The organism is Acetobacter sp. DmW_043 (assembly GCF_002153485.1).
Taxonomy (GTDB): Bacteria; Pseudomonadota; Alphaproteobacteria; order Acetobacterales; family Acetobacteraceae; genus Acetobacter; species Acetobacter thailandicus.
The window spans coordinates 74,236-90,636 of record NZ_JOMN01000022.1; the positions used below are offsets into that span (position 1 = coordinate 74,236).

Sequence of the window (16,401 nt, forward strand, 5' to 3'; positions counted from 1 at the left end):
AGGTAATTTCAATGCTTATGGATATTATACACGACAAACTTAAAAATACCTCTGGTGAGATTATCTTCAGAGATATCTCGCGTGAGTGGAGTTATGGCGAATTTCATCAGAATATCGTCCATGTTGCTCATGCGCTGGGAAAAATTAAAGAGGCAGGCTGTGCACTGGTTGGTGTGAAATGTGCCAGCCAGTACAATCATCTCGTTATTATTTTTGCACTTGATATGCTTGGTGTGGCGTCGGTTTCCCTGCCAGAGGGGTTTGGTTCGATGTTCAGAAGTTATGTTGAGCTGACAAAACCTGATCTGATTTTAACAGATGATTCTTATGAAGGTGATATTCCCTCTGTTAAGTTCTCTGGCCTGAGTTTTCCGTCAACACTGCATATGGAGACAATTGCCAGCGACGAACGCTCTCCTGACGAAATCTGTCGTGTGTCAGTTGCTGCGGGAACTGATGTCACCGCGCGCAAAATTTATATCGATACCACGAACTTTCATCAGAATATTCATCGTCTGATACAGAGCGTTAACGAAATGAGAAGTGCAGATAAATACGATGTTTTTTGCTTTCTCGGTATTGATCTGCTCAGTGGTTTTCAGATCCGTCTTGCCGCTATCTTATCCGGCGGCTGCCTGAACTTCTTTAACCGTTCAAATATACATTATCTTTTCAGGCGGGAACGGCCTTCGGTTTTTATTCTCTCTCCGCTGCATCTCGAAATTCTGGTCTCAGCGCTGCCGCCACTCAGCAGGCCTGATGACACGGTGGAAATTATCGTTATTGGTGGCGCGCTGCCACCGGAACTTGAGAAGAAAACCAGAGCAGGCCTGAGTACCAGAATTCATGTTATTTACGGGACGGAAGAAACCGGGGCTGTTGCTGTCAGGAGTGTGCGCGACGGACTGGCGCCTGAAAGTGCTGGTTTTATTGTACCGTGGATGACCGTTGAGGCTGTCGATCAGGATAATAAAAAAATTAAAGAGGGGAATGTCGCCGGTCTTTTACGGATACAGGGCGATACACTGAATAAAGGCTATCTTGAAGAATATTTCAGTGATCGTTTTGTTGATGGCTGGTTTTATCCCGGTGACATAGGGCGTATTTATAATCAAAAAGAACTGTTTATTGTGAGCCGTGCTGATAACCTTATTTCTTTTGGGGGGGATAAGTTTTCAGTTGCACGCCTTGATGAGGTTTGTAAGGCTTACCCGGGTATTCAGGACGGATGTATTTTTGCTGTGCCCGATGCCAGTGGTGTGCATATGCCCTATGTGGCTATTATATGCCATGAGCAGATTGATATTTCTGAACTCTCCAGAAAAATGCATGATATTTATGAAAATATGCCAACGCTTACGGTTATCTGGGTTGATCAGATTCCCCTTGATGACGCCGGTAATCCTGACAGAGTACTGCTGACCGAAATGGTGCTGAACGAGAGGAAGCAACGGTCAGCGCGTATGCATTAAACGTTGAATATGCAGAATATAAAGTGATGTTATACATTTTGAAATCTATGGTTACTTGTATGATGTCATGAAAGTATTAAAGTGTACTTTTATGAAGTAGCTGCAAGGCAGTGATTATGGTTAAAAAATTTATTTGTTCAGAAAATAATGGAAAATATTATATTGACTGGGGCGAAAATACACTCGTTGATGCATTAGCTTATCATCGTCACAGAACACCCGATCATGAAGTGTATAAATTTCTGGGGGATGGTGAAAATGAGACTGACAGCACGACATTTTCACAATTACAGGACTTTTCATTCCGGCTTGGTGCCTGGCTGAAAAGAGTGCTCAGAAGTGGTTCGCGGGTTATTTTACTGTATGACAGCAGCCTCGATTATATTCGTGGCATTATGGGGTGTATGACAGCGGGTATGGTGCCGGTGTCGGGGGTTTATCCCAGGTCCTATAATGTGCTTGAGCGTTTTGCACATGTGCAGAAAGATTCTCAGGCTGTGGCCGTTATCGGGCCTAAAGTTATTCTGAGTGAATTTCAGAAGCATTTTACAGGTAAGATGCTTGGTGCAGGTTTTTTATGGATCCCTACAGACGTTATACCTGCCACTTATACACTGGTAACACCTGACCGGAAAAAAGATGATATTGCCCTGATACAATATACTTCAGGGTCAACCAGTAACCCTAAAGGTGTGGTGCTTACGCATCGTAATCTGTCCCATAATATTGCGTTACAGGTTACGGCATTCAGCTTTACGCGGGCCGACCTTTGCGGGGTAAACTGGCTGCCTCTGACGCATGATATGGGGCTTATTGGTGGTGCCCTGATTATTCTGGCGGTCGGAGCTCAGTGTGTTTTACTCCCGCCGGAGAAAGTGCTCGAAAAACCTGTAAGGTGGCTCAGTGCCATCAGTAAGTATCAGGCCAGCATTTCAGGCGGGCCGAACTTTATTTATGACGCCTGTATAAGCCGTATCTCAGCAGAGGAGGCCGCTGGTCTGTCTTTATCCCGCTGGCAGCTGGCCTCTAATGGTGCTGAATATATCTCGCGCAGCACGATGGATAAATTTGCACAGCATTTTGCTGCTGCCGGTTTTAAAAAGACTGCATTTTCGTCCTGCTATGGTCTGGCTGAAGCCACGCTGATGGCGACTGCGGGTGAGCGCGGGCAGGGTATTACATTCGGGTCTTTTTCGCGCAGCAATCTGTCGCTCGGTGTGGTTGCTCCCCCTCAAAATACGCTCGATGAACGGCTTATTGCGTCATGTGGCCGGGTGGCTGAGGCTGGCAGCGTGGCTATTACCCGCCCCGAAAGCGGTGAGATACTTCCGCCAGGCCAGGTGGGAGAAATCTGCCTGCATAGCCAGAGTGTCTCCCCTGGTTATGTTTCACAGTTTCCGGCCGGTGTCATAAATACCGGCAAAGGTGACAGGGGGCATTACCTGCAAACCGGAGACAGAGGATTTTTGTTCGAAGACCAGCTTTATGTTGTCGGGCGGTTTGATAACCGTATTGAGATCAGTCAGCAGGTTTTTGATGTGGAGGATATTATTTCAGCCCTTGGGCTGGCAGACCCTGACGTAACGCTTTCCAATACTATTGTATTTGATCAGATTGTGCATGGCGGTGACCAGGAGCTGTTTGTTATTGTCGAAAATACAGCTGATGATAATGACGCATTGCGCGCCAGAGCTGATGCCCTGGCACAAATCATTTTCAGAACCTGGCGTATCAATTTATGCACGGTTGCATTTGTCAGGAAAGGAAACCTGATGAAAACATCAAGCGGTAAAATCAGAATGCGTCTCTCGCAGGAGATGTTTCTCGAAAAGAAATTTACGATCCTTTTCGAAAAGAAATTCGATAAAGCCTCGTTCAGGACAGTTTCTATCTTAAAAGAAGAAACAGCTTCTCATCATTAGTTATAAAAATATCTGGCTGAGACGGCCCGGACTGATAACCGGGCCAGGTTTTCAATATGAACGAAAGATGCTGTCATGTTCAGGCCCGGCAGCATCTTTTTTACTTCAGGGCATTTTATAAAAAGCGCACAGCTTATTGCCGTCAGGGTCACGCAGATAAGCGAGATACATGTCACCCATGGGGGAGTGACGCACACCCGGCGGGTCTTCAGCTGTCACCCCTCCGTGCTCAGTGCCGGCTTTGTGCCAGGCATCGACCTGTTCAGGGCTGGTCATGGCCAGGCCCAGGGTTTCACCATTGGCGCAGGTGGCAGGCTGGCCGTTAATCGGGGTGATCAGAATAATGCGCTGACCATTATGGATATACATCAGCCGGTCTGGCTTTTTTGACGTATCCATCACTTCAGCACCCTGAACGGCCATAATCGCATCATAGAAAATTTTTGTGCGGGCCAGGTCGTTACTGCCCAGAGCAATGTGACTGAACATATTCTTTTCCTTGTTGGCTATACGAGCCTGCTGCTCAGGGCACGTTATAAATGGCGCAGAGTTTGTTGCCATCCGGGTCGCGCAGGTAAGCGAGATACATGTCACCCATGGGGGTGTGTCGTATGCCAGGCGGGTTCTCAGCCGTAACACCACCATTTATCACCCCGGCCCTGTGCCAGGCGTCAACCTGGTCAGCACTGGTCATGCGCAGGCCAATTGTGCCGCCGTTAGCATAAGTGGCAGGCTGCCCGTTAATGGGAGTGGTAATGATCAGCATCTGGCCATCAAGAGCGTAGACAAGAATACCCGGTTTAGGAGCAGGCAAAGCCTGCGCGCCCTGTGCGGCCATGATCGCATCATAAAAAACTTTAGACCGGGGAATATCATTACTTCCCAGGGTAACATGACTAAACATGAGACCATCCTTTGATCAGCGATTGAAAGACCCGAATGCAGGGCATGCGGGTCAATTTCTTTGCAGTCCGGCCATACGGGCAAATTTTGCCTGACGGCTGAAAAACAGTTTTTCGGTAATCCAGAACGCAACGCTCTGAATTTTGCTGTGCGGTGTCAGGCCAATGGTTTTAAACACCATGTTGGTGACACGCTTAAGGTGCTGCGGTTTATATGACTTCATGCTGCGTGCCATATAATTGGCAATGCAGCGTTTATGATCATAGGGCATATTTTCAGGCTCGTTCGTGGTGTGATAGGCCGATGCCAGCTCATCATCCTCACTTTCGGTAATCCGCCCCAGGGCAATGCGTGCGCGCTGCCATGTGCTGATGTTCTCCCGCCTGAGATAGCGGTGCATATGGTCATAAAACAGCTTGAAATGTCTGAACTCGTCTGCGGCAATCTGGCGGCACAGGGCTTTCAGGGCGGGTTCATCAGTGGCATCAGCCAGGGCTGAGTAAAAAGATGAGGTGCCGGTTTCCACCATGCAGCGGGCAATCAGCTCCCCGGTGCGTGAGCCACGGATAGAGGTATCGACCTCAAGGTTGATATGATAAAAGTCGCGGTAACGCTGAAAGGCAGCCTGATAGTCCCATTCCGGGTCAGCCAGCATAGCCCAGCGGCCCAGCGCATCACCATGCTGAATTTCTTCAACAGCCCATTCATCAGCCGCCTGTTTAAAGTCCGGGTCATCAGAGAAGACGTTGTTGAGATAAATGGCATAATCGACACTGTTACGCTCTACAACCGAGGCAGCTTTTACCGCCTTGAGCAACTCAGGGTCAACTTTTGCGGGGTCAAACTGATCCCAGGGTAGCTGATCAATCTGCCAGTGTTTCATCTCTGTTGTGCCTCTTTGCGCTGACTATATCTGTCGGGGCTGCATGTGGTTTGTGCCGGCATACGCCCTTACCGGTCAGAATAGCCTGCCGGTTCCTGTCGTTAGCTCATAGCCTGTTTTTGATATGAAGTGCCAGAGCAGGATAATGCGTATTTTGAAGTCAGCTATGCACGCACCACAGATGCTCCGGCCGGTCATCTGTGGTTTTGTTGCTGTATCTTGTTTTTTTATCAGTCTTTTTTGCGTATGCCGACAGGGCCGGCAGATGGGTCAATTTTGTCCATATCAGGCAGCGGGCGCGGGCGGCGGTTTTCATCCAGGGCAACAAAGGTAAAGTCGCCTTCTGTGACCTTGCTTGTTTTGTGGGTGTGGCGTGCGCGGCGCCATGTCTGCACATGAATGGTCAGTGAGGTATGCCCCTCACGGGTGATCTCAGTATAAATGCTCACTTCATCCCCGACCGCTACAGGTTCGAGAAAGGTCAGTTTGTCAATGGCAACCGTTGTGGCACGACCATTGGAGCGAAAGGCTGCCACTGTGCCGGCGGCAAGATCCATCTGAGAGACAATCCACCCGCCAAAAATATCACCGGCAGGGTTAGTATTGCTGGGCATGGCAACCACGCGGATGGTGGGGATGCCGGCAGGAAGGGCGGGGGATGTTTCAGGCATAAGGAAGAATGCTCCTGAGTGTGTGACGGCCATAACAGGGCAGCAGGGACAATGCTCTGACCAGACAGCCGCCTGAAATGACGCAGGGCAGGTGCACGACCTGCGGGATATACTGCCTTTTTGTAAAGGTCAGAGACGTTTTTTGTAAAGCTGGTTTGTTTTTGAAAACAGGAATGTTATCTGAAGGGCGTTTTGCTGCGCGTAGCCTGTGGCGGCCTTTGGTTTATACGACAAGCGGAAGAGTAATGATAACATGCACGCCTGAGCAGACTGCGGTCATAGCCCGCAGCCCGACCGAAAGTTTTAAGGTTGTGGCCGGTGCCGGGTGCGGCAAAACCAGTACGCTGGTCATGTTCAGCACGCAGTGGGCCCGCTACCGGGGGCTTTATCTGGCATTTAATGCCTCGATTGCGCGCGAGGCCAGGGGGCGTTTTGGCCGGCATGTTGAGGCCCGCACAGCCCATGCTTATGCATTTGCCGCGCTGAATATCGGCTCGCTTGAGCGCTCACGGCTCACAGGCCGTTACACGACCCGCCATGTGCGCCAGCTTGAAAAAGAGCTTGGTATTAAAGCTCCGCCTGGCAGTGCCGGCATTGCCCTGCAGACCCTGTCAGCCTTTCTGGTCTCGGCAGGTACAAAGCTGACACAGGCCCACTGCCCTGAGCAGGATATGGCCCGTAACCGTGATATCCGCACATTTGTGGCTGAGGCTTTTCGCTACATTATGCGTTATGAACGTCATGATTTTCCCATCACGCATGATGTGTATCTCAAACGTTTCGAGATGGAGGGGCAGATAACCGGCTATGATTACATCATGGTGGATGAGGCCCAGGATCTGAACCCGGTTTTATTTTCTATTCTCGAAAAATCAGGTCTGCCGGTGGTAGCGGCGGGTGACCCGCACCAGTCTATTTTTGCGTTTCGTGGCGCGGTAGATGCCATGTCGGCCCTGCATGTGCCAGCTTTGCCCCTCAGCCGCAGCTGGCGCTTTGGTGAGCCCGTGGCGCAGCTCGCGTCGCGCGTGCTGTCCTGCCACTCTGTGCCGCCGCGTTACCCGCTGCATGGTAACCCGGCCGTTAAAAGCGCCATTCATCTTTATCAGGGTAAAATCCGCCCCTCGCACGAGACACTGGTGATGGCTCGCACCAACATCAGGTTGTTTGAGAGCCTGGCCCTGATTGACCGCCCGTTTCATGTTCTGGGAGGCATACAGGATATGGTGCAGGATATTCGGGCAGCTTTATCACTGTATCGTCAGAGTATCGGTGCACCACCATCGCAGGCCGGGCAGGGGCGTTTGCCATTTTCATCATGGGCTGAACTGCTCGCCGCGCGTGAGGGTGACACGGCCGACCCCATGGCCCGCAAGCTGGTCACGATTATTGAAAAGCATGGCAGCGACCTTGATACAAAAATCGGGGTTATTCAGTCTCTGCACCGTGATGACCCTGAAGAGGTCAGCCTGATCTGCTCAACGGCGCATAAGGCAAAAGGGCGCGAGTTTGAGACAGTGATGATGCTGGATGACTTCCTCTCTCCGGCAGAGTGGGCACAGCGGCGTGAGAAGCTGCTTGCCCGCCGGTTTAAGCTGGAGGAGGAGACAACCGGCTCAGCCCGTGCCCGCGCCCGCAAAGCGCGCGATCTGACCCGCCGGATGGAAGAGTGTGACCAGGAGATTAACCTGCTTTACGTGGCCTGCACCCGTGCGCGTCAGACCCTTTATCTGCCGGAGGCGCTTTATACCTTCTGGCGGGCAAACAGCTGAGAGTGAGCAGAGTTTGCCGCGTCTGCACAGGCCGGGTCGGGCAATGTCATACTAAAATATATGAAAATATGCGTATTAATCACATATTTTAGTAACATTCTCAGTCAGGAAAGATCCTCCTCCCGGCTGTTAGCGCCGGATGAGGAAGTAGTTCATCGTCATATCAATATCAAAATGGTTGCCCTTCATGTCAGGCGGTACCGGAGGGAGCTGCGCCCCGCGGAACATTCCTGTCGTGGCAGCATCAAGATAGTATGAACCCGACGAGCTGGTCTGGTACACCGCGCGCACCCGGCCTGTTCTGTCCAGGATAACATGCACGGAGGAGGGGCCTTCTTCACCATTGCTGGCGGCCTCAGGCGGGTAGTATTTGTGGCGTTCGATCCAGGAGCTGATCTGCTCAGCATAATCATCGCTGACCCCTTTGATCGAGGCGCGTGAGGCATATTGTCCGCTGAGCTGCCCATGGTCCACCATTGGCCCGATAGAAAGGTCGATAGGCCCGCGTGACCCGCCCGGCCGCCCCGTGGTTCTGCGCCTTGGTGCAGGGGCTTCATCAAACGAGAGGTCTTTCGGGTTCGCAAATGGTGATTTCTGCTGGTGATGTGTGGGGCGTCTGTGTGATGGCGAGGCAGATGGTGTTTTGCCTGTTGCTTTAGGTGTTTTGCCGGCCGGTGTAAAAGCAGGCCTTACCGGCTGCTTTTCTTCCGGAGTGGGCTGAGGCAGGCCGTCATCAGAAGGGGGCAGGGGCGGGGTTGAAGGTGTTTCAGGTTGTGTGACAGCCGGAGCAGGAGGGGCGGCATCAGGCTCTGGTTCAGCTGTGCCGGCAGTGCTGGCGGTTTTTCCGTTATTGCCGCTGCCCATGTCAGGCGAGGGTTCACCGGTCATGCCCGAGCTGCCCTGAGGTTTGCTGAACACCATTTCAACGGAGGGCTGATCAATGCCCTCTTTGCTGCCGGAGTGGTTATGGTGTGCGCTTTTCCATAGCAGGGCCGTGAACAGAACAACATGAGCGATGAGTGAGGCCGTCAGTACAGGGCCCAGGGTGGTGTCGGCATAGCGCTCTTTGCGCATAAGCCCGGTAATAACCCCAGGCACCTGTACATTGGCAGGGCGTGGCAAAGCCGTGCCTGTTGTGTGCAGGCCTTCACGTGTTGCAAAATCGGTAAATGCCGCATCGGCGAGGGTTGAAGACGCAGCTCTGCCTGTGTTCAGGCGCGGCTCGCGCTGCTCCTGGTCTGATGACGGACCTCTGAGTGTAGAGTTCATGAAGCGCCTGGTCTCTCCTCAGCGGGGGTAACGTCTTTCATACGATAAGTCTCCCCCTGACGCCAGCGCCAGCCATCTGCTGGTGTATGATAACAGATAATCATAAAAACTATTGTACTGAATATAGCAGTCACGGTGCAGGCCGGCCAGAACATCCGCATCTGCTCAGCCTGCGCCCTGATAAAGAACATAGCCTGAAGAGTGGCAGAAACAATGGTCAGCCATGAGAGGGTTAAAACCCGGACCTGCCATGCAACGGGGGTGACGGCAGCAGGACCATATGGCTCTGGCCTGAAGCAGCAGGCTTTTTGTGTTGTTGCCATTGCCTGTTCTCTTTGTGCCAGAGAAAACAAAAAACACCTGCCGTGTTCAGCAGGGGGGTGAGCGTTTACTATACCTGTGCGGCCAATGGCTGTGCAATGTAAACCCGTTGCGCAGATCATGAAAATTATACCAGGCTCATCGTGCGCGATGAGAAAGCAATACCTGCAGGGGGTACGATTCGGCTTTTTTAAACGTGCCGCTCTGCCTTGCCGGCTGTCAGGAAGGGCTGGTGTATGAAAATATTAAAATACAGACATTTTTCATATACCTTATAGTGGATTGTGGCAGAATATGGCCCGACTTAAAATGATTTTATGAATATTTTCTAAAAGTAACGTTTTTATAATATTACATAATATGAATGAATTTAATTAATATCTTAATGTAATTTTTAAGAATAATATGGCACTTTCTTTATAATTTTGTGGCGAAAAAGTGTCTTTTTTGCCGCAACAATAAGTATACCCTTCACATATTTGCCTCATATTACTAATCTGTATTTTTTTTAATTTGCCCGTAATTTTTTTCGGCATATGTGATAGCACTTCACAATTACGTTTTTGCTCTTGAATTTGCGCTGCACCGAGTAATTTCGCATGAAAGGAACCGCATGAATGCCATTGTTGTAACGGCGCTTAAGCGACCTTATACTTTTGTTGTTCTGTCTATACTTATTCTGGCCTTTGGTATTTTATCTCTGCTTAAGGCCCCGACAGACGTTTTCCCCAATATCCGTATTCCCGTTGTGTCGGTTGTATGGACCTATGGCGGGATGCTGCCAGAGGAATTTGCCGGCCGTATTACCTATAACTACGAGCTGAATGTCACCTCAACTGTTGAGGGCATTGAGCACATGGAGAGTAATACGTACTACGGCCGTAGCATTGTTAATATCTACTTCCAGCCCGGAACAGATATTGGGGAAGCAGAAGCTGAGGTGACCGCCATCTCGCAGACTGTGATCAAGCAGCTGCCAGAAAATATTCCTGCCCCGATGGTGATGAAGCTTGAGGCCTCTTCAGTGCCTGTTCTTGCGCTTCAGGTTACCTCACAGAAGCAGACCCCTTCTGATCTGTTTAAAATTGCCATGACACGTATCCGTCCTATTCTTGTGACGGTGCCTGGTGCGGTTCTGCCTCAGGCTTACGGTGGTATGGACAGCTTCATCATGGTTGCGCTGAACCAGAAACAGCTTCAGGCGCATCATCTGTCAGCCATGGATGTGCAGAACGCTCTGCGTTCGCAGAACATCGTGCTGCCGGCCGGTGACCAGAAAATTCACAGAACTGACTGGATGGTGCAGACCAACGCGACACCGCGCTCAATGAAAGAGCTGGGTGATATTCCGGTTAAGCGTGTTGGTAATGCTGTTATCTACGTTCATGACGTGGCTAACGTGTATCGTGGTGGCCACCCGCAGACCAACCTGGTGCTTGTCCAGGGGCGTCAGGGTGTTGAAATTGTTGTCATGAAAAGTGGTGATGCTTCAACACTTGATGTTGTGGCACAGACCAAAGCCCTTCTTCCCCGTATTGAGAAAATTGTTCCGCCCGACGTGCACATTTCTGTGCTGAGTGATGCTTCAGTCTTCGTGAAAGAAGCGATTACAGACGTTGTGCGTGAGATGGTGACAGCTGCGATCCTCACAGGTCTTGTCGTGTTGCTGTTTCTTGGGTCATGGCGTTCAACAGTTATTATTGCAACGTCGATCCCGCTGGCTATTCTCAGTGCGATTATCTGCCTGCTTCTGTCAGGTCAGACTATCAACGTGATGACACTGGGTGGTCTTGCTCTGGCCGTTGGTATTCTCGTCGATGATGCGACCGTGATGATTGAAAACATCGACACGCATCTTGAAGAAGGAAAAGACCTCGAGCCTGCCATTATTGATGCTGCAAACCAGATCGTTATTCCAACCCTGGTTTCAACTCTGTGTATCTGTATTGTGTGGACCCCGCTCTTCCGTCTGAGTGGTGTTGCCGGCTGGCTGTTCATGCCAATGGCTGAAGCCATTGTGTATGCGATGCTTGCCTCGTTTATTCTGTCACGAACCCTCGTGCCGACAATGGCCAAATATCTGCTGGCCGGTCAGGTACATCCCGGTGCACATGGTGATGAGCATCAGGCACTGCCTAAAGGGTTCTTTGGTAAGTTTCAGAACAAATTTGAGCATGCGTTCCATGTGTTCCGTCTGGCTTACGGGCGTTTCCTTGAGCGTATTCTCGTGCGTCGTAAACTGTTTGTGTTGTGCTTCCTGGGGGCTTCGGTTCTGTCTCTGGGGCTGTTTCTTATTGCCGGTCAGGACTTCTTCCCTGAAGTAAAGTCTGGCACGATTCAGATGCACATGCGTGCCCCTCTTGGCACACGTATCGAAACAACAGGGCGTATCGTCTCTCTGGTTGATAACCGTATCGATGCTCTGCTGCCTGGCAAAGTGTCTGGCATTATCAATAACTGTGGTCTGCCCGAAGGGCCGCATAACCAGGCCTTTATTCCGACACCAACTATCGGAACCCAGGACTGTGACCTGACGATTTCTCTTAAAGACGGCGAATCTCCGGTATGGGATTATCGTGCCCTGCTGCGTGACAAACTTTCTGCTAACTTTCCGGGCAGTGTTTTCACCTTCCAGCCTGCTGACCTGACCGAGAAAATCCTGAACTTCGGTTCACCAGCTCCGATTGATATTCAGGTATCAGGACCAGAGCTGAGAGCAAACTATGACTATGCCCGTATTCTGGTCAATAAACTCCGCGGTGTGCCCGGGGCTGCTGATGTTGTTATTCAGCAAACCATGAAAACACCAACGCTGTTTGTTAAGGGTAACCGTACTTTCAGTCAGGCTACCGGCATGACTGAAGCTGATATTGCTAACAACCAGCTGATGACCCTTTCAGGCAGTCAGACGGTTGATCCGCAATACTGGCTCGATCCTAAAACCGGCATTACCTTCCCGCTCAACGTCTATGTCTCTCAGGACCAGCTGACTCATTATAATGACCTGCTGACTATTCCGGTTGATAAAGGCGATGGTGACCCGGGCGGTAAAGATATGCAGCTTCTGGGTGCTATCAGTGATGTGTCAGCAATTGGCACGCCAGGGCAGGTGTCTCACTTTAACTCCATGCCTGACATTGACATTTATGTCTCTGCTGAGGGCACAGATCTGGGTTCAGTTCTGGCCGGTGTTAATAAGGTTATTGCTCAGACGAAAGGTGATGTGCCCCGCAGTGCCGTGGTTGACATTCATGGTCAGGCCACAACCATGCACGGGGCATATAACGAGCTGATCTTCGGTCTGATTGTGTCGGTTGTGCTGATCTACATGCTGATCGTGGTGAACTTCCAGTCATGGGTTGATCCGTTCATTATCATCTCTGCACTGCCAGGTGCTCTTGCCGGTATCGCCTGGAGCCTCTTCCTGACACAGACGCGCCTTTCAGTGCCTGCACTGACCGGGGCTATTATGTGCATGGGAACGGCAACAGCGAACTCCATTCTGGTGGTTGCCTTTGCAAAGGAACGGTTTGCTATTCATGGCAGAGCGATCACAGCTGCGGCTGAAGCCGGCTTTGGTCGTATCCGTCCGGTTATCATGACAGCGTCTGCTATGATTATCGGTATGGTGCCTATGGCAACCAGTAACTCGCAGAATGCACCACTGGGTAAAGCTGTTATCGGCGGGCTGATTGTTGCAACGATCTCCACCCTGCTGTTCGTACCCTGCGTTTACGCCATTTTTCACAAAAACTCTGATACGCCACACGGTCATGAGACTGGTGAGGCTTCCGAAAACGGGAAGGAGGCTGTCTGATGCCCGCTTTCACAAAAACACAGCTTTTCGCTGGCTCCGTGTTCTGTGCATTTCTTGTCTATGGTGGCTACCTGGTGGCGCATCGTATGCACAACCAGCACGAACTTGATGTGGCTGCAACGACAGCAAACATTCCTGATGTTGCTGTGGTTAAGCCCAAACCGGCCCCTGATACGGTCTCTCTGACCCTGCCTGGTAATATTAATGCCTGGTATCAGGCACCGATGATTGCCCAGGTCTCCGGTTATGTAAAAATGTGGTATAAGGACTATGGTTCGACGGTAAAGGCTGGCGATATTCTGGCCGAAATCAACGCACCAAGTCTTGATGCCCAGTACGCGCAGGCCAAAGCTGACCTGCAGGTGCAGATGGCCAAATATAACCTGGCTGAAGTGACAGCAACCCGCTGGCGGAACATGGGTAAGTCTCAGGCTGTTTCAGGGCAGTCAGTCACGGTGCAGAATGCTAACGAGCGGGCGGCACAGTCTGCTCTGGCAGCGGCACAGTCAAACGTTGACCACTTTGCTGCACTTGAGAAGTTTAAAACCATTGTTGCACCATTTGATGGTGTCGTAACGGCGCGTAACGTCAACGTGGGTGACTATGTTGGCGCGGGCAGCGGCATTGGTGATAATGGCGGTGCAAGCGAACTCTTTACGGTGGCTGATACGCACGAGATGCGTCTGTTCGTATCTGTGCCTGAGGTGTTCTCTTACATGCTCAAGCCTGGCCTGACCGCACAAGTGACAGTGCCGCAGTATCCTAATCAGGTGTTTACGGCAAAGTTCCTGACTATTGCTAAAGGTTATGACCCCAACACCCGTACTGCCGTAACGGAGTTCACGATTGATAATAATGACCAGAAGCTCTGGCCCGGGTCATTTGCTACTGTTGCGCTGACAGCACCGTCAGAGCCCGGGGTTTATACGATCCCGACAGGGGCACTGGTGTTCCAGGAAAACGGAATGCAGGTTGCTATTGTTGATGCGCAGGATATTGCACACTTCAGAAACATTAAAGTCGGACGTATGTCTGACTCCTACACTGAGGTTGACGGAGGGCTGCAGCCAGGTGATCAGGTGATTGATAACCCGCCGGCTGACCTGCTCGAAGGCCAGAAGGTACATCTGAGTGTGCCTGAAAAAGGCTACCTGACAACAGGTGGCAATGCTAAGGCCGAAGCCAGTGCGGGAGATGATGACGAATGAGCTTATCTTCTTTACGTCGTAACAAAAAACGTGCTGCCCTGAGAGGGGTGGCACTATCCTCAGCACTGATGCTGGGGGCCTGTAACCTGGCCCCCACGTATAAAGACCCTAAATTTGTTGTTCCTGCCGCATGGCGCGGGCAGGGGCTGTTTCATGTCGCGCAGCCACAGGACAGCGCGCTGCGTTCTGACTGGTGGGCGTTGTTTAACGACCCCACGCTTAACACGCTGGAGACACAGGCCCAGACCAGTAACGGCGACCTGCAGGCTGCGGCTGAACGGTTTGCCCAGGCCCGTACCATCGTGATGGAAGCGCGCTCTGACCTGCTGCCGCATTTTGGTCTTTCCTTTGGTGGCAGTGATAATAAAAGCTCTGCTGACAGGCTGTTTCGTTATAAGGGGCCGATCACAGCGACTGATGAGTTCTATGGGGGTATTGCGAGCTGGGAGCCTGATCTCTGGTCTTCTATTCGTAACCGTGTCCGCTCACAGAAATACTATGCACAGCAGCTTGCTGCACAATATGCTTCTGCCCGGTTAAGCCTTCAGGCTGACCTCGCAACAGATTATTTTGCACTGCGCGGCCTTGATGCACAGAACGCGATCTACACACAGTCGATTGCATTTTATAAGCAGGCGCTGAAGATGACCGAGGTGCGTCTGCAAAATCAGAATGCCACTGGTATTGATGTCGCCCGTGCTCAAAATCAGCTTTACATGACAGAAGCGCATCAGCTTGATGTGCAGGCACAGCGCGATGTGATGGAGCATGCCATTGCTGTGCTGGTGAATGTTTCACCCTCAGCATTCCATATCGTGCCGGTTGACCAGCTGAGCGATGCAGAGCCGGTTATTCCCACAGGTCTGCCTTCAGAAATTCTGCAGCGTCGTCCTGACGTGGCAGCCTCTGAGCGTGAAATGGCTCAGGCCAATGCCATGATCGGTATTGCCCGTGCAGCGTTCTACCCGCATGTGTCGTTTAACGCGCAGGGTGGTTTTGACGCGAACGGTTTTGACCTTGCTAAACTTGCCAACAGTTTCTGGACCTATGGTGCCTCGGTCACCATGCCGATCTTTGAGGGCGGGCTGCGCCGTGCGCAGCTGCAGCGCACCTGGTCGAGCTACCGTGAAACGCGTGATAACTACCGTATGACCGTTCTGAACGCCTTTAAGGATGTTGAAAACGGTATGTCAGTAACAGCACGTCTGCGCAGCGAAAATGACCGCCTGAAAAAGGCTGTGCAGGCTGCGATGCAGACACAGAAACTGACAATGGTGCTGTATAAAGGTGGCGCTGATAACTACCTTGAGGCTCTTATTGCGCAGGTCAGCACGCTTGATGCCCGTATCAATCAGGCGCAGGTACAAAGCCAGGCTTTACAGTCTACTGTCAGGCTGGTGCGTGCACTGGGTGGTGGCTGGCAGGATAAGATGCTGCCAACACCAGATCAGACTATGACGTTTGATGTGTTGCAGTATGATAATCTGCATCATCCTGCAGCAGCAGGCGGCATCACGACAGTGAAGCCTGAGAACTTTGAAAATCTTACGGGTCAGACGAAATAAAGATAAGAAAAATCTTTCGTATATGACTTAACCGGCGGCCATTATCTGTTTGTTCAGGTAGTGGCCGTTTTTTTTATTTCATGACAAAAAATTTTAGCTGATCTGAGCTCTTGGGCACTGATCGGCACAGGCTGGCAGTGACCTCAGGCAGCAGCCCGCAGCAATAGCGTAAAGCTGCTTTAATTATACCGTCTCATTGCTTCTGTTTTTCTTATAGTGATGATATAATTTTCCTTATACCTTTAGTATAAATAAATATTATATTAAGTATAAGGTGATTTTCAAAAAACTATTAAAATACAAAACAAAAAATTAATGTTTTGGAATCGAAATATATTATTCACAACGCGCCGCTTTACGCTAAGGTTAGTATCGAGATCGAAACGACATGATGCGGCCTGACATAGCATTTTTTTAAAGTGCTCATGTGTGGCATTACAAAATGCAGGAAGAGTATGAAAAAGAACGTGATAAACACCGAACTTTTCTCTTCGTTTAATCAATCACCTCTGCGCCTGCCATCATAACTTTTTGCATTTTCTGGTATTATTTTCCCAAGGGGTCTGGATATGCGTATCCAGGAGCAGATCAGGACAATAAG

Annotated in this window: 12 protein-coding genes; 6 read left to right on the plus strand and 6 right to left on the minus strand. The window is 50.7% G+C overall.

All coding sequences use genetic code 11. The features are described from left to right. Nucleotides 1–17 precede the first annotated feature (17 nt). Both HK11_RS07805 and HK11_RS07810 read left to right on the plus strand, forming a co-directional pair. Nucleotides 18–1,472 carry an AMP-binding protein gene (locus tag HK11_RS07805; protein ID WP_158092798.1) on the plus strand — a complete coding sequence of 485 codons (1,455 nt, stop codon included), beginning with the start codon at nucleotides 18–20 and terminating at the stop codon, nucleotides 1,470–1,472. Between the two features lie 116 nt (nucleotides 1,473–1,588). Continuing rightward, complete coding sequence (locus tag HK11_RS07810; protein ID WP_086554786.1) at nucleotides 1,589–3,394, plus strand: AMP-binding protein; 1,806 nt, start codon at nucleotides 1,589–1,591, stop codon at nucleotides 3,392–3,394. Nucleotides 3,395–3,499: 105 nt separating this feature from the next. Here HK11_RS07810 and HK11_RS07815 read toward each other — a convergent pair whose 3' ends face one another. The 4 genes from HK11_RS07815 to HK11_RS07830 all read right to left on the minus strand — a co-directional run bounded on the left by HK11_RS07815 (nucleotide 3,500) and on the right by HK11_RS07830 (nucleotide 5,851). Then, nucleotides 3,500–3,883, minus strand: a complete 384-nt coding sequence (locus HK11_RS07815) for a VOC family protein (protein WP_086554787.1) — start codon at nucleotides 3,881–3,883, stop codon at nucleotides 3,500–3,502. Nucleotides 3,884–3,917: 34 nt separating this feature from the next. Continuing rightward, nucleotides 3,918–4,298, minus strand: a complete 381-nt coding sequence (locus HK11_RS07820; RefSeq protein ID WP_086554788.1) for a VOC family protein — start codon at nucleotides 4,296–4,298, stop codon at nucleotides 3,918–3,920. A gap of 51 nt (nucleotides 4,299–4,349) precedes the next feature. Continuing rightward, nucleotides 4,350–5,180, minus strand: a complete 831-nt coding sequence (locus HK11_RS07825; protein ID WP_086554789.1) for a ferritin-like domain-containing protein — start codon at nucleotides 5,178–5,180, stop codon at nucleotides 4,350–4,352. Nucleotides 5,181–5,410: 230 nt separating this feature from the next. After that, nucleotides 5,411–5,851 carry an acyl-CoA thioesterase gene (locus HK11_RS07830; protein WP_086554790.1) on the minus strand — a complete coding sequence of 147 codons (441 nt, stop codon included), beginning with the start codon at nucleotides 5,849–5,851 and terminating at the stop codon, nucleotides 5,411–5,413. Between the two features lie 245 nt (nucleotides 5,852–6,096). On the opposite strand from HK11_RS07830, the gene HK11_RS07835 reads away from it, so the two are divergent. Further along, complete coding sequence (locus HK11_RS07835; RefSeq protein WP_158092799.1) at nucleotides 6,097–7,620, plus strand: UvrD-helicase domain-containing protein; 1,524 nt, start codon at nucleotides 6,097–6,099, stop codon at nucleotides 7,618–7,620. Nucleotides 7,621–7,749: 129 nt separating this feature from the next. Here the strand turns inward: HK11_RS07835 and HK11_RS07840 are convergent, their stop codons facing one another. Further along, a complete protein-coding gene (locus tag HK11_RS07840; protein ID WP_086554792.1) occupies nucleotides 7,750–8,889 on the minus strand; it encodes an energy transducer TonB in 1,140 nt (379 codons plus the stop codon). After that, nucleotides 8,886–9,212 carry a hypothetical protein gene (locus tag HK11_RS07845; protein ID WP_143216364.1) on the minus strand — a complete coding sequence of 109 codons (327 nt, stop codon included), beginning with the start codon at nucleotides 9,210–9,212 and terminating at the stop codon, nucleotides 8,886–8,888. Before HK11_RS07845 ends, HK11_RS07840 begins: the two co-directional genes overlap by 4 nt. Nucleotides 9,213–9,823: 611 nt before the next feature. Here HK11_RS07845 and HK11_RS07850 point away from each other — a divergent pair. The 3 genes from HK11_RS07850 to HK11_RS07860 are packed head-to-tail and all read left to right on the plus strand — an operon-like array spanning nucleotide 9,824 to nucleotide 15,800. Continuing rightward, on the plus strand, nucleotides 9,824–13,027 hold the full coding sequence (locus HK11_RS07850) for an efflux RND transporter permease subunit (protein ID WP_086554794.1): 3,204 nt from the start codon (nucleotides 9,824–9,826) through the stop codon (nucleotides 13,025–13,027). Then, on the plus strand, nucleotides 13,027–14,235 hold the full coding sequence (locus HK11_RS07855) for an efflux RND transporter periplasmic adaptor subunit (protein WP_086554795.1): 1,209 nt from the start codon (nucleotides 13,027–13,029) through the stop codon (nucleotides 14,233–14,235). Before HK11_RS07850 ends, HK11_RS07855 begins: the two co-directional genes overlap by 1 nt. Then, the gene (locus HK11_RS07860; RefSeq protein WP_086554796.1) at nucleotides 14,232–15,800 is read left to right on the plus strand and encodes an efflux transporter outer membrane subunit; all 1,569 of its coding nucleotides are present in this window, start codon (nucleotides 14,232–14,234) and stop codon (nucleotides 15,798–15,800) included. Before HK11_RS07855 ends, HK11_RS07860 begins: the two co-directional genes overlap by 4 nt. Nucleotides 15,801–16,401: the final 601 nt, after the last annotated feature.